Consider the following 13,785-nt stretch of genomic DNA (forward strand, 5'->3'; position numbering starts at 1 on the left):
GTCCTGGCCGCCGCCGCGCCGACCCTGACCGAGGCACTGCGAAAGCACCGCTGCAGCACCAACCGGATCACCGACATCGCGAAGACCGTTCTCGTCGTCCTGGCCGCCGCCGCGCCGACCCTGACCGAGGCACTGCGAAAGCACCGCTGCAGCACCAACCGGATCACCGACATCGCGAAGACCGTTCTCGTCCTTCACCACGCCTCAACCTGAGGTTGGAACAGGCTCAAGGACTCGGTCGGTGCGGCCGAGCTTCCGCGACTGGTGGAGCGAAGTCACCCGGGTGCGGGCTGAGCGAGGTGGAGAAGGAGAGTGCGGGAGCGAGGCCTTCGCGTGCTGGACAGTCGATTCCGGAAGTCCGAACGAAACTCCCTTGCCCAATGGTCAAGAAGTGTTGACCATTGGGGGCATGCCTACCGATGATCTTCCCGAGACGTTTCACGTCACCACTGACGAGCAGCTACGCGCCGTTTCCAATCTCACGCGTCACCGGATCATGGCCGTGCTCCGCTTCGAGCCCGCGACGATTACGCAGATCGCCGAGCGAGTGGGCCTTGCGAAGGGGAGTTCCAGCTACCACGTACGGCTGCTGGAGCGTGCCGGCCTGGTGAAGGTGGTACGGACGCGGAAGGTCCGGGGGGTCACCGAGCGGTACTACGCGATGGCCGCGCGGGCGATCGTGCTGCCGGATCCGGGCGAGGGAGGCCCGGATGTGCTGATGCGGCATGCGGTGGCGGACCTGGAGGCAGCGCCGGTGGACGGCGAGCGGCACGTACGGATGGCGCATCTGCGGCTCACCGAGGAGCAGTTCGCGGAGCTGGGGGCGCGGCTGGAGGCACTGGCGGACGAGTACCGGGAGCTGTCCGATCCGTCGCTGCCGGACGCGTCACTCGTCTTCGCACTGTTCCACCCGGTATCGCGCGAGCAGGCCGAAGGGGAGTCCAAGTGACCTCAGACGTTCGGAAGCTGCCGACCGGGTTCGGCCGGCTGTGGACTGCGCAGACGGTGTCCTCGCTCGGTGACGGGGTGTCTCATGCCGCGCTGCCGCTGCTCGCGTTGACGTTGACGCGGGACCCGATGGCGCTCGCCGTCGTCACGGCCGCCGGAACGCTGCCGTGGCTGCTCTTCGGGGTGCTCGGCGGTGCGCTGGTGGACCGCTGGGACCGCCGGCGGACGATGTGGGTCGCGGACGCGGCGCGTGCGGTGCTGCTCGCGATACCGGCGGCAGCGGCCGCGCTCGACGTGCTGAGCATTCCACTGCTCGCGGCCGTCGCCTTCCTGCTCGGTCTCGGCGGACTCTTCTTCGACACCGCCGCCACGGCCTATCTGCCGGATCTGCTCGGCCGCGACCCCGCGCTCCTGGAGCGCGCCAACTCCCGCCTGCGCGGCACCCAGACCGCCGCGTCCGGCTTCGCCGGGCCGCCTGCGGGCAGTGCGCTGCTCGTGCTCGGGCGGGAAGTTCCTCTGCTCGCCGACGCGGTGTCGTTCGCGCTCTCCGCACTGCTCGTACGGTCGCTGCCTGCCGCGCCCCGGCCCGTACCGCAGGCCCGTGAGTCGCTGCTGCGGCAGGCGCGGGCCGGCGCCTCGTACGTATTCCGGGATCGGTTGCTGCTCGGGCTCGCGCTGCGTCCGGCGGTCGGGAACATCGCCTTCCTCGCCGTGGAAACCGTACTCGCCCTCTTCGCGCACGATCGTCTCGGCACCGACACCTTCGGCTTCGGCCTGCTCCTCACGGCGGAGGCCACCGGCGGTCTGCTCGGCGCGGGCATCGCCTCCTTCCTCGGCCGACGACTCGGCACCGGCACCGCGCTGACCTGCACGGCCGCAGTCGAGGGACTCGCCATCCTGGGCCTTGCCGCCGCCCCGAACCCGTACGTCGCCGGGCTCGCGCTCGCCGTCTGCGGAGCGGGCATGGGCGCCACGATGGTGCTCGGCCCCTCCCTCCGACAGGCGATCGTGCCCGCCCACCTGATGGGCCGGGTCGCCTCCACCTCCCGCATGCTCGCCATGTGCGCCGCCCCGTTCGGCGCCTTCCTCGGCGGCTGGCTGGCCACCACCTACGACGTACGCATCCCGCTGTACACCGCCGCCGGCCTCCTCCTCACCATGACCATCGTCACCGCCACCATGACCAGCAACCGCCGGGTCGAGGCGGCGCTGCGTGCCGCCGCCCCGGCCGATGACCCAGATCACCCGGAATCCCGGGATCCCGCTCAGGAGCGTGCTGTTTAGGGCTCCACGAGGTCGTTGAGCCAGTGCCAAGCCCAGCTCGGCGTTCCCCGCCTCGGCCCGGAGCGTCGGGGGCCTGGCCTCGCCGTCCAGCTCGACAGCATCAGCACCCTGGCCCGCGCCGCGCGGTGCTCTTCGACCGGATCGGCCGCGCAGACCTCGCCCGCCGCGACACGACCCTGACCATCCTGCGCGCCAGCCTTGAGCCCGACGCCCAACCGGGCGCCGCCGCTCGGTTCGCCGAAGCCTGCCACGCCTTGGCCGCCACCACTGCCCAGACCAGCACTGAGCTCGCCAACGATGCGGCGGACCCCGCCTTCGCGGAAGCGCTTAACGCCGAGCTCGGCGACGGAGTACCGGCGCCTCAATGGGCGGAGCCACGCGGCCCGAGTGCGGGCCAAGCTCCGTGCCCGTCGGGACCGTATCGGCGCACCGTCCAGGCGTCCCCCTCCCGGACGCCCCGGAACGCCCCCGTCGTCCGAGGCGCCGTCCGCGATCAGTGGGAGATCGGACCCCCCTGTGGAAGGGACTTCAGCCGACGCTGGTATCGGTCGTGGACCCGATCCGAGAAGCGGCCGCAGTCTGGACGAAGACCAGCGAGTCCCAGAACGGTGCATCGGTCTGCAGGACCAGCATCATCACCGTCCACAACCGACGGCAGCAGCAGCCGGGCAGAACTTGAGGGAGCGTCAATTCTGATCTCGGGCGACAAGGCGTACGCGGTCTCACGTGAACCCGTCTCCTCGCCATCGAACATCGGAGTAACCCTCTGTGACGACTCCTCAAGATCTGTGCCAGAACCCCACTCTCACCTACGCAGCCACCACGGCGAGGTCCGCTCTGCAGTCTCACCCCTTTCGCGGGGTGCCGCTGGCGCCGCCGGATCAAGGCAGAGACGGCCACGGCTGCTCCTCGTCTCCGGTGGTGTGGTCCGGGGTGGGGCGACTCCGGGACCAGGTTGGTCTGGCCGAGTTCGATGGCGAACGGGGGTTCACCCGGCGCCCGAGCCCAAGGAACGGGCGGCGGACGCGCGGCGAGCCGGCCGTTCTTGAAGTGGTAGGCGCTCGCGGGCTGGAGGCCGGAGTCGTCCAGGCGGTGGGGTCTTCCTACGGCTTCGGCAAACCCAAGGCCAAGCACACCGCGGGCTCGGCGAGTTGAGCGGACCGGCTGTCCGACGCCGGCCTGACCCGGCACAGCGGTCCTTCGAGGTCTCCCCGGCTCAGCCGACTCCGGCGACTCCGGCGACTCCAGTGACTCCAGTGACTCACGCGGCTCCCCCCGGTGCGCGGGCGTCCGGTGGCCATACGTATGATCTTCGCCTTCTCCCCAGTGAAGGTCGAGGAATAGCGATGCCACCCCGTAAATCCCCCGGCAGGTATGCCGGTTGGGTCGCCACTGCAGTCGCGGCGGTCCTTTTGGTTCCGGCGATCGGTTCCCCCGCTCAGGCGGCTCCCGGAGACCCGGCGACCGCGTCCTCCTTCAACCTCAAGTCCGGACCCGACCTGAGCGGCCAGGTGGCCGATCTGAAAGCGGCCTTGCCCACGCAGGGCGTCCAGGACCTGCTCGACCAGGGCAACCGGGTCGCGAAGACGGGCGCGTCCTGCACCACGGACCCGTTCGGCTCGGGCGACGACGGCAAGGTGCTCGCTCCCGCCAGCAAGCTCTGCTGGGATCCGGGCGACTCCGCCACCGAGGAATGGATCCCTCAGGGCATGACCGGTGTCTCGGACGCCCAGAGCGACGAGCTGTGGGGCTCGCGCAAGCCACTGGTCACCGCCTGGTACGACAAGGCCGGCGGCAGGGGCGTGCGGCTGTCTTTCCTCGACCCGCAGACCGCGATACCGGGCGACCCCGACGGCCGGCGGTACCGTCACGTCCTGCTGGTGGAGCCGTACTACAACAGCTACGACCACGTCTCCTACAAGGCGGTCGACATCCACGCGGGCGGCATCGCCTGGTACAAGTACTACCTCTACGTCGCGGACACCCTGAACGGCCTGCGGGTTTTCGACATGCGTTCCATCCTGGACCTGAACCCGGACCAGAACGCATCGGTGGACGACACCACGCTGGACGGCCTGAAGAGCAACGTCCGCGACGAGACCCAGATCGGCCGGCAGAACAACGTCTACTACAGCTACACGTACCGGTACGTGATGCCGCAGGTGGCCTCGTACAAGTTCGTCAGCGCCCAGGGCAATTCCTCTGCGGCGACCTGCGTGGCCACCGGAGCGCCGAAGGCGTCCTACATCTCCGTCGACCGCAGCAACTCCGCCGCTCCGGCTCTGCTCATGGGCGAGTACTGCGACTCCGACGACACGCACCCCGAGAAGGGCCGGGTCGGCGCACTGCCGGTCGACGACGCCACCGGCCTCCTGAAGTCGACCAATGGCGTGGTCGGCGCAACGGGCGCGTTCTACCTGCCCCGCGATCTCACCCAGGGGGCGGCACGCTACGACGGCATGTACTACTTCAACCGCAGCTGGACCACCCACAGCGGCAGCCTGCGCCGTGCGACCGTATCCGGCGGCCGTCTGGTGGACTACGGCGCCAACATCACCAACGCGGTCGGTCCCGAGGACCTGTCCTTCGAGCACGGGCAGGGCGTGCCGGGCGGCGGTACGCAATACCTGTGGTCGCTGACCGAACACCGCATGGACACCACGGACCCGACCTGCACGGACCCCGGCTCCCCCTGCGGCCGGGTGATCTACGCGCACCGGGTGAGCGACATCCTGGCCCGGCCTTGACCCACCGCCGCGGCCGCCGACACGTGGGCGGCCGCGGCGGCGTCCGGCGAAGGCCGGCCCGTCCTTTCGCGATGGTGGCGGCGGCCTTCACCACGAAAGGACGGGCCCAGAACACCTCTCCCGTACGCCGGGCCACTGTCGCCCCCGGCGGCATCCTGCCGCGGCTGGTTCGGGCCATCCGTGCACGGGGGTCGCCCGATGCGCCGGCCGGGCCGCTGCCCGAATCGGATGCGATCGGAGCTGGGGTGAGGTGAGCGCTCCAGAGCCCGCTGGACCGCGCCGCTGCGCGCCGCGATGCGCGCGCCATCACCGCTCGGCAGCCCGTTCCAGTACCGCCCATACCGGCCGGTCGGCACCGTACCTCTACGCCCGGAGGCCTCCCGGTAGGTCCGCGAACGCCGTGTCGCCTCCGCAACGATCCTGCCCAGCCGGGATGGGGGTCCACGGCCGACAGAGCCGGCGCCCCACCCGGGCCCGGCTCTCGGCATAGCCACCCGCCAACCACCCCGGCCCGCACGCGAGGCACCCCCGGCACAGCGGAAGGGCCCGGATCCATTCGAGGATCCGGGCCCTTCCGGTGCAGTAGCGGGGACAGGATTTGAACCTGCGACCTCTGGGTTATGAGCCCAGCGAGCTACCGAGCTGCTCCACCCCGCGTCGGTGAACCCCACCCTACGGCACCCCCGGCCATGCTCCGACCGGTTTTCCCGCAGGGCGCTGGCCACGGGCTCCTCTGGGGCGAGGTCAGCGTCCGGGTGGCCGGCGTTGCGGCGCGGTGCACGCTGTCGAGTGTTCGCCGCTCGCCTGCCCGCGGGCTTGGGCATCCTGGAGCGAGGAGTACGGGGCGTCGAATGACGGCTGGGCGGGTGCCCTGCCCACGGACGGGAGCGAGCCGGGCCCGGTGTACTCGATCCAGGCAGTGGCGCCGACCTCCATGAGACGCGGGAGTGGTGGGCTTACAGCGGCATCCTGCTGAGGCCGACGAGCTGCCCTGGGAGTCGATCGCAACCGCGCTGGGCCTCACCGAAGACGCGGCCCGCTCCCGCCTGACGTCGCTTCGGCGTGCAGCACACCTTCCGGCTCCTCAAGCAGATGCCCGGATGTACCCGGCCGAAGGTGTGGGACCCGGCGGCAGCTGACCGCCGCTCCTGGTTCGTCCTGGTCGCGCATGCTCGGGACGAAGCCGCGACGAACGGACTGAGCTGCAAGTCAGGTGCCGCGACGCGATGGTCTCTGGCAGGATCACCCCATGACGTTCTACAGAAAGGCCCGTGCCGCGTAGACGGCCCGGGCGTGTCCGCGCCGAGCAGTGGCCGCGGCACCGGCTTACCTGTCAACCCCCTATTGCCGGCCTGTCCGCGTCTGCTCTTGCCGAAGTTGCCAGGGTCGAGAGGAGCCGGAACTACCTGTGGCCTGGAGTCACGTCCGAGTCTGTGAGGATTTGGCGAGGGTTCGTGCGGGACCCGTACCGCAACCTCTGGAGTGAGTACGAGGACGGCGGATGCGGTGTGTGGGAATGCTGCGGCAGCCCGTTCGAAGCACGGGAGTTCCTGGATGCCGTGATACACGGCATGTCCCGGCGCCGAGCTCGCGAGCTTCGATTCCTCGTAGACCGACTCGACAACTCGTACTGAGCGCTCAGGCAGGATGTCAAACGGCAAGCTCACAGAGCGTTTTGTCCTGCTGGTGGTGTTTGGCAAGTCGCGTGGTGTCGGCGGATTGGGGCTATGCGCGGAGGCGTGTGAGGATCCCCCCCCGCGGAGTGTGATGTGGCGATGGCCGATGGAGAGTTCACAGAGTGCCCAGCTTCCTGACCCACCGGTCGCGCGTGCATGACGCCCGGCTCCCCCTTCACCAGCGGCACAGCGCGCTGCGCACCTGCCTTACCCTCTTTGCGCCCTACGGCCTGCGGGCGACGTACCACCACCTCACGCTCAGCGCCGCGATCCCCCGGCGGCTGGAGGCGGATCCGGACGCGCTGGTACGGGCGGTGGAGGAACTGCACGAGGCGCGGGTGCTGTGGCTCGCGCGGGCGCAGGAGTACGCCGCGCAGCGTCGGGCGGAGAAGCGGGCCGGGCGGCGGGATGTACCGAACCCTCGGCCGTGGTGGCTGCGGAGCTGGTGGGAGGGATCAGACCGCGCCTGGTACGACGCCCCGTTCCGCCACCCGTCGCTGCGACTGTCCGAGTACGTCCGGCGGCAGAACGTGCTTCTGGACGGCGCTGAGCTGCCCGGCTGCCCGGCTTGCGGGGAAGAGGGGCCGCTGGAGCCGCACTCGGCCGGGCACGGATGGGTCGAGCTGTGCGGCCGGTGCGCATGGGCGCCAACCCCGTGTCCGTGCGAGCGGCGGCACCGCCTCGTGCCGGAGAACCCGTACGGCTGGAACGAGATCTGGCAACGGGCGCACATGAGCGATGACGGCATGCCGAACCCACACTGGCCTGCACGCTAGGGCGATCCGTTCGGATGGTGATGCGGCCGGGTATCCGCAAGCCGCAGTCAGGTGCCCGGTGATCAAGTTGGTGCGGCGGCTACCCAGTGCCACATCGGGCAATGTTAGCCTCGGCCTTGCCGGTGGGGCGGACGCGTAGTCTCGCGGGATGTACTCTCATCTGCGCTTTGAGAACCCTGCCGCGCTGCCTCATGAGGTGGCGGCCGAGGCCTTGGAACGGGCTCTGCGCGACCGCTCGTATGAGGGTGAGGCGGCGAGTGTTCTGGTCGGGAGTGCGCTGAACGACGACGACCGGGAGTGCGTTGAGCACTGGTGTGTGCAGGTCGGGACACGGGCGGTGCCGGGCAGTCCTCTGCTTGGTCTGGCCGGCCTGTGCCTGGGGCATACCGCCCGACGCTTCGGACATCTCAGCGATGAGGCCCTTGCGCTGGCGAAGTCGCTGGCGCTGCGGGCGGAGGCGGATCCGTCGGATGTAGACGGCCGGGCTCTGGACGGCTTCGACGACATCCGAAGTTTCCTGCACCTGTGGTGAGGCTGGCCCTGCGGCGTGCGGCGTGCGGCGTGCGGCGTGCGGAGAGCAGGCTGAACGAGTCGGCGTACCTGGACGCGGAGAACTGCCGCGATGGCTGGGACCGCCACGTTGAGGTTGCCCTTGGCGTGCTCGGCATGGGCCTTGCTCTTCTCCGTACCCGACATGGGTGATCCTCGTGATGTACCGGATTGCCGTGACCGCACTCCTGCTTGTGATCGCCGCCCCTAAACCCCCGGCATGCGGCCGGGCTCCGCGGGCGATGTCACCTCACGACCGTCAGCGTCTGCGGCCCCATCGGTGGGCAGGCCGCGTGCCGCCCATGCCGGCGACGTGCAGCGCGAGCGTGGCGAGACCGATCAGCATGAAGTTGGTCGAGCTCAGGACATCGTTGGTGGCGAGGCCGACGGCGTTGAGGAGGAACGCGATGAAGAAGAGGACTGCGGCGGCGATGCCCAGCATGGAAGGGCTCCTTTCGGTCGGTGCCGATCGTGTGCCCCGTGCGGGCCGGGCCATGAGGCCGGAGCCCGAAACGGGCCCGCAGTCCGGCCCTCGGCCGGTCCCGAGGCGGGCTGACCAGCAAGATCCGCCTTGCCTGGGACGGTGCAGGCCGCCCCTTGGTGTTCGTCCTGACCAGGCCAGCCACGGATGCGGCCCTATCACGTACGTCATCGGCGACAAGGGCTACAGCTCGAAGGCGATTCGGACTTGAGCGCATCCTCCTCTGCGAGGTCGTGGCCGACGCCAGGTCCCGCCCAGTTGTCTGAGCAACTGGGTGTGGGTCAGCTGTAGTCGGCGGTGTTCCGTATCTCGCCGAAGCGCGGGAAGCTCCGCTGCATGGTGAACTCGTGTTCGTCCGCGGCCAGTCCGGACATCGCGTCGGCCACGAACTCAAGCTCGTAACCGTGGTCGGCCGCGGCCCGGGCGGTGGATTCGACGCCCATCGTGGTGACCAGCCCGGCGAGCACCACGGTGTCCACATCGAGCTTGCGTAACTGCTCTTCCAGGTCGGTGCCGTAAAACGCTCCGATGGTGCGCTTGACCACCACGATGTCGCCGTCCTCCACCAAGTCTTCGGCGAAGTCGCTGCCCGGCGGCTGCTCGGCGACGTTCGGGCGCTCCACCCGGACCATCATCACCGGCTGTCCGCTCGCCCGGAACGACCTGGCCAACGTGCGGCAGCGCACGAGCACTTCGCCACCGGAGTGCGGTGCGAGCGGGAGGGCGATGATGCGCGGCATCAGGTCGATGAGGATCAAGGCGGAGGCCATGACGGCGATCGTAGGGCCCTTCGTCGGCGAGCGCCTACGTCGGCCTGCCGCGGCAGGCCGAGCCGCGCGGCGGAGGGTTCGAGGAGGACGCGGGTCGGGTTGGCGCGAGCGATCATCTCCGGCGGCCCGCCGCGGTGGCCCTCACCCTACTGAACGGCCGCCGACCGTGCTGAACGCCGTCATTGGCGACGACCAGGCACTGAGACCGAGCCGGATACCGTCAGTTGATCGATCGTGAACGGCAATCGCTCGCGGTCCCGGCCATCCACGTGGTGAGGGGTGCGGCCTCGTCGTCGGCGTTCTGGTGGCGGCCCCGGTCTTCTCGGGAACGGTTGATGCGGAACCGCGGGCCGCGGCCGCGAGCGATTCAGGTGGGCTACCTCGGGCTGATCGTGATCTTGTACGTGGCTCCGGCCCTGCCGTGGGTACTCACGGTGACGGTCTGGGCGTGGCCGTCCCAACTGGCCTTGCTGCCTTGGACTTCGACGCGGTAGCCGCCGGGGTACGTGTCTCTGGGTACGGTGATCTGGGTGGGGCCCTCGACGTTGTCGCGGGTGCGGAAGGTGAGCGTGTAGGTGCGTGTGGCCGGGTCGTACGCGAACGCCAGCGGGTCGCCCGCCACGGCCCGCGCGTACGGCTGGACGAGCAGCCGGGCGTTGGGCTTCGAGGTGCCCGTCCGGTCGAGGAAGCAGTAGCCGCCGCCCCGGCACCACTGCCACCATGTCCAGCCGCTGGAGAAGCGGTCCAGGGAGGCCGTCATGTCGGTGACGAACTGGCTCGCGTGCGGGACGTACGGGTTGCCGCCCCACTCCCCGACGATCACCGGCATGCGGTTACGGGTCGGGTAGTCGCTGATCGCGGCCTCGTACGCGGGGATGAACGTGCCGTTGGGGTCGTAGTCGGCGCCGGTTTCCATCGCCGTCTCGTAGAAGTGCGGCGCGTAGCCGGCGTGCGGGTCGTCGATGTGGCCCATCCGGGTGGGGACGCCGAGGCCGACGATGACGGTGGGTTCGACGAAGACCCACGACGCGTGGTCGACCAAGCGGATCGCCCGGGCAAGGCGGTTCCACAGTTCGGTGAGCTCGGTGGCCTCGAAGCGGGCCGCGGCGGCGGGGAGGTCCTCGCCTTCGAGGAACTTCGCGAACGGCTCGTTCATCAGGTCGTAGCCGAGCAGGGCCGGGTGCCCGCCCAGGGCGGAGGCGACCGTCATCCACATGCGGGCGTGCGCGGCGCGGAGGTCGGCGTCCTTGTACAGGTGGTCGAAGGCGGTCTGTACGGAGGGCTCGAAGTACTCGGAGAACCAGTCGTCGGGTATCGGCGTGAACGGCAGCCCCTCGTCCCGGGTGGCCCAGTCGGGGACGCCGCGAGAGCCGAAGTGGGGCCCGTACACGTCCTGGTGGGCATCGAGGATGACCTTGATGTGGTAACGGTCGGCCCAGTCGAGGATGCGTCGCATCTTGGAGAGGTAGCCGCGGTCGTAGTGCCCGGGGCTGGGTTCGAGGTCGTCCCAGAAGAACGCGAGGCGCGCAAGGTTGAAGCCCCGGGTGGCCATGCCTTCGAGGTCACTCTCGTGGATGTCGGCGAACGCGTTGGTGCCTCGATTGCTCTTGTCGGCGAGGTTGAAGCCGCGCCACTGGAGCGCGCGGCCTTGGCTGTCGGCGATGAAGGTACGGTCACCGGCCGTGACCCGGTCGGGGGCGCGGCCGGGCCGGGCCTGAGCCTGCGCGGGGAGGACGCCGAGCAGGAGGGCGGCCATGGCCACGGCGAGGGTGACGGGGGCGACGCGGGAGGTCAAGCGCATGCAGGAGACCCCTTCGAGGGTGGCTGCTCGGGCAGCGTGCTTCTGGCCGGTCGGATGTTACTGGCGAGTGGGTCAACTTCCCAGTGATGAGCGGGAGTTGACGAGACTTGCTGCGCGCGGAGCAGACCGTCTCGGGTGAGCACCCGGTGGAGCGAGGCTCGCGGCCCGGCCGCGGTCCCTTCAGGGGCGGTTCGTGGGCACCCGCCCCGCGCCCTCCACCGTCGGGGTGTGGATCCCGGTACGGCGGCGCCCGGCCGCGGCGACCCGGTCCGTGACGTCCGCTCTCGATGGCAGACGTCGGCGTGGAGTTCGTGTCGACCGGACGGCGCAGCGCCGGAGTTGCGCGAAGTCGCTTGCCGGGCGGGCGTGTTGCACGGGGCGCCGCGCCGGTACTTCCCCACGCACCGGTCCTTGCTGTCCGCGATGGCCCGCCGCGGCTTCGCAGACCACGCGGCCGGGGTCAAGGCCGCGATCACCGGCACGCCATCGCCGCGGGCCCAACTCCAGTCCGTTGCACAGGTGTACGTCGGGCGACCTGCAACGGCAACGTCCTCGTGGCCGACCTCTTTTCCAAAGGCCCGGGGGCCGGGCCGTCATCCGGGTTGAACCCGTCACCGGGGTGCAGACCGTGCTGTCGGTCAGCGACGTCATCATCGACCCTCTGCGCCCCGGCGGGTCGTGCGTGGCCGCCGACGGCACCATCGTGGTGGTCGAGCAGGCTGGCCATAGCGCTGATCCCGACGCTCCCCGGGTGATCCGGATCGACCCTGCCGGTGGTGCGCGCACGGTCGTTTCGTCCGGTGGCGAGCTCGTCAGCCCTGTGGATGTAGTGGTCGACCACGATGGCAACATCCGCAACATCCTGGTCGTCGACGCCAACGCGTTCGAGGGCTTCAGCGGTGGCGTGATCAAGGTGGACCCGGCGAGCGGGGCGCAGACCGTTGTGTCCGTCAAGGCCGTACCTGTTGCCTGATTTCCCTCAGTCGACCCGTTGCCCAGGCGAAGAATCGGGGTATCGCCCCGCGCCGAGACGAGCAAATGGTCGACGGGGATGCAGTGTGCGGAGGACAGCAAGGCTCGGCTTCCCACAGGTCGTCGATCACGAGCAGGGTGCGGGGACGCCGGTCGAGGAGCCACCTGAGACGAGCACCGGACACCACCGAGTTCGACGATCCCGGCTTCCGGCTGTGCTCACTGGCCGCGCAGCGCGGCCGGGCCGGCCGCGGCGGCAGCCATCCCCTGACCGGCGCGGGCCGCGGTCACAGCCAAGCGACCGAGCGGCCAAGCGGCCAAGCGGCCAAGCGGCCAAGCGGCCAAGCGGCCAAGCGGCCAAGCGGCCAAGCGACCAAGCGACCAAGCCCACAACGAACAGCCGACGGTGACCGTAGAGGTCACAAGCGCGGCCTCCCCGTAAGCGGTGTGGCGCCGGGGGGCTGGCGCACCGCGCACGCTGGGCCGCGGCGGGACATGCACCCGTTTCTGGCGTACCCGGTGAAGCCTCTGACGCGGCCGCCCAACGCCAGACCAGTCATGCCCTTGAACCCTCCATGCCACCTACGGACACTCCCTTGGTTCCGTCGAGGCGAAGCCTTGCCGATAGCCCTTCCTCACTCCACTTACGCAGTCTCGTTCGTCTTTGCCCGGTGTCTGTCCCGCAGCCCCGGTCGCCACCCCCGTCACCTGGACATACGCTGGCCGTAGGGCAGGCGGCCGTGGGCCGCCCTTACAGGAAACACCGCATTGCCGATGGCTCAATCACCATCGCGCCTGCCGGCGTGTTGCCCCCTCCCATGACGGTTGACGGTAGTGAACCGCGCCGGCACTCTCCGCTATTTCCGTGCGACCAGGGAGTCGCCATGAGAAGACGTTCTCGTACACGCCGTCGGGCCGTTGCCATTGCGGCAACGCTGATGGCCGGAGGAATGATGTTGGGGGCGGGCTCAACGGCGTCCGCCGCCGTCTCGTCCGGCCTTCCCGCCGAGGTCAGCCCCGCCGACCAGACGGCCATACTGAGCGACACCAATGCAATACGTCAGACGGAAGGCGCGCCACCCATCGCCTGGGACGCGGCTCTCGCCTCCGGCTCGCAGTCATGGGCCGACAATCCCGCTTCCCTCGCCGGTGGCCTCCAGCACGACGAGAGCTTCAACAACGGCGCCGAGAACATGTCGGGGGCCGGCCCATCCCAGGCTGTGTCGCAGTGGGCCGGTGAGAAGGCCGCCTACGACGCGGCCGGCCCGAACTGGAACACGGATGACCCCAGCTACAGGAACTGGGGCCACTACTGGAACATGGTCCAGAAGAACTACACGAAGATGGGGTGCGGTGCTGCAGCCGGCGTGACGGTCTGCCGCTACGCCTGACCGGACCCACACGGGCCGCCACGCCGAGCGTGCGGCTGCCGACGATCCGAACGCGGAGTCGATGCGGCTGGAGTCGGCAAGACGATGCTGTCGGTCGAGCACGCGGGCTCCGGTGGCTCCTACAACGCGTCCTGGGATCACGAAACCTCGTTCGGTCCGTACAACGAGGGCCCCGCGCCGCGTGGCGGGGCTCCGTGGATCACCACCAACATCGGTCAGTATTCGGGAACCCAGAAGACCGACGGCCGCTACTTCCTTGAGGCGGAGAGCAGTTCCCGTCCTCATCCTTGTACCCGACGCCGGGCCTCCCCCCCCGCCAATGCACTGAAGGGCCGGAAGCTGGGCGAGGAGAAACGACCCGTCCCGAGCCAACTCCCGTACTGCGTACCG

At 69.7% G+C, this 13,785-nt stretch carries 10 protein-coding genes, 1 tRNA gene and 2 pseudogenes; 9 read left to right on the top strand and 4 right to left on the bottom strand.

Translation table 11 applies throughout. From position 1 onward, the window contains the following. The 4 genes and pseudogenes from ACIQU4_RS25590 to ACIQU4_RS25605 all read left to right on the top strand — a co-directional run. Positions 1-213, top strand: a pseudogene (locus tag ACIQU4_RS25590) (hypothetical protein); the annotation flags it as partial. Between the two features lie 196 nt (positions 214-409). After that, on the top strand, positions 410-949 hold the full coding sequence (locus tag ACIQU4_RS25595; RefSeq protein WP_403735023.1) for an ArsR/SmtB family transcription factor: 540 nt from the start codon (positions 410-412) through the stop codon (positions 947-949). After that, positions 946-2,232, top strand: a complete 1,287-nt coding sequence (locus tag ACIQU4_RS25600) for an MFS transporter (protein ID WP_403735026.1) — start codon at positions 946-948, stop codon at positions 2,230-2,232. The genes ACIQU4_RS25595 and ACIQU4_RS25600 overlap by 4 nt, the downstream gene beginning before the upstream one ends. A 1,346-nt stretch (positions 2,233-3,578) precedes the next feature. After that, positions 3,579-4,979: a hypothetical protein gene (locus ACIQU4_RS25605; RefSeq protein WP_403735029.1), complete on the top strand. Its 1,401-nt coding sequence runs from the start codon at positions 3,579-3,581 to the stop codon at positions 4,977-4,979. Between the two features lie 583 nt (positions 4,980-5,562). Here the strand turns inward: ACIQU4_RS25605 and ACIQU4_RS25610 are convergent. Further along, positions 5,563-5,636: transfer RNA gene (locus ACIQU4_RS25610), tRNA-Met, on the bottom strand. Positions 5,637-6,777: 1,141 nt separating this feature from the next. Between ACIQU4_RS25610 and ACIQU4_RS25615 the strand changes: the two genes are divergently transcribed. Both ACIQU4_RS25615 and ACIQU4_RS25620 read left to right on the top strand, forming a co-directional pair. Continuing rightward, the gene (locus ACIQU4_RS25615) at positions 6,778-7,431 is read left to right on the top strand and encodes a hypothetical protein (RefSeq protein ID WP_403735032.1); all 654 of its coding nucleotides are present in this window, start codon (positions 6,778-6,780) and stop codon (positions 7,429-7,431) included. A gap of 148 nt (positions 7,432-7,579) precedes the next feature. After that, positions 7,580-7,963 (top strand): hypothetical protein, encoded by a 384-nt coding sequence (locus tag ACIQU4_RS25620; protein ID WP_403735034.1) that lies wholly within the window; start codon positions 7,580-7,582, stop codon positions 7,961-7,963. 276 nt (positions 7,964-8,239) lie between these two features. Here ACIQU4_RS25620 and ACIQU4_RS25625 read toward each other — a convergent pair whose 3' ends face one another. Then, positions 8,240-8,422, bottom strand: coding sequence for a hypothetical protein (locus ACIQU4_RS25625; protein WP_403735037.1), 183 nt, complete (start codon positions 8,420-8,422; stop codon positions 8,240-8,242). 86 nt (positions 8,423-8,508) lie between these two features. Here ACIQU4_RS25625 and ACIQU4_RS25630 point away from each other — a divergent pair. Continuing rightward, positions 8,509-8,595 (top strand): annotated as a pseudogene (locus ACIQU4_RS25630) (IS5/IS1182 family transposase); the annotation flags it as partial. A 147-nt stretch (positions 8,596-8,742) separates the two neighbouring features. Here ACIQU4_RS25630 and ACIQU4_RS25635 read toward each other — a convergent pair. Then, positions 8,743-9,231, bottom strand: coding sequence for an isochorismatase family protein (locus tag ACIQU4_RS25635; RefSeq protein ID WP_403735040.1), 489 nt, complete (start codon positions 9,229-9,231; stop codon positions 8,743-8,745). Between the two features lie 376 nt (positions 9,232-9,607). Then, on the bottom strand, positions 9,608-11,032 hold the full coding sequence (locus tag ACIQU4_RS25640) for a cellulase family glycosylhydrolase (RefSeq protein WP_403735043.1): 1,425 nt from the start codon (positions 11,030-11,032) through the stop codon (positions 9,608-9,610). 619 nt (positions 11,033-11,651) lie between these two features. Between ACIQU4_RS25640 and ACIQU4_RS25645 the strand changes: the two genes are divergently transcribed. Beyond that, the gene (locus ACIQU4_RS25645; protein ID WP_403735046.1) at positions 11,652-12,005 is read left to right on the top strand and encodes a hypothetical protein; all 354 of its coding nucleotides are present in this window, start codon (positions 11,652-11,654) and stop codon (positions 12,003-12,005) included. A 937-nt stretch (positions 12,006-12,942) separates the two neighbouring features. Then, positions 12,943-13,395, top strand: coding sequence for a CAP domain-containing protein (locus ACIQU4_RS25650; protein ID WP_403735050.1), 453 nt, complete (start codon positions 12,943-12,945; stop codon positions 13,393-13,395). Positions 13,396-13,785: the final 390 nt, after the last annotated feature.

Origin of the sequence: Streptomyces sp. NPDC090741 (assembly GCF_044769045.1) — a bacterium.
Classification (GTDB): Bacteria; Actinomycetota; Actinomycetes; order Streptomycetales; family Streptomycetaceae; genus Streptomyces.

Coding starts and splice junctions, on each gene's coding strand:
- ACIQU4_RS25595 (WP_403735023.1), top strand. CDS start 410: ATGCCTACCGATGATCTTCCCGAGACGTTTCACGTCACCACTGACGAG.
- ACIQU4_RS25605 (WP_403735029.1), top strand. CDS start 3,579: ATGCCACCCCGTAAATCCCCCGGCAGGTATGCCGGTTGGGTCGCCACT.
- ACIQU4_RS25620 (WP_403735034.1), top strand. CDS start 7,580: ATGTACTCTCATCTGCGCTTTGAGAACCCTGCCGCGCTGCCTCATGAG.
- ACIQU4_RS25625 (WP_403735037.1), bottom strand. CDS start 8,422: ATGCTGGGCATCGCCGCCGCAGTCCTCTTCTTCATCGCGTTCCTCCTC.
- ACIQU4_RS25635 (WP_403735040.1), bottom strand. CDS start 9,231: ATGGCCTCCGCCTTGATCCTCATCGACCTGATGCCGCGCATCATCGCC.
- ACIQU4_RS25640 (WP_403735043.1), bottom strand. CDS start 11,032: ATGCGCTTGACCTCCCGCGTCGCCCCCGTCACCCTCGCCGTGGCCATG.
- ACIQU4_RS25650 (WP_403735050.1), top strand. CDS start 12,943: ATGGCCGGAGGAATGATGTTGGGGGCGGGCTCAACGGCGTCCGCCGCC.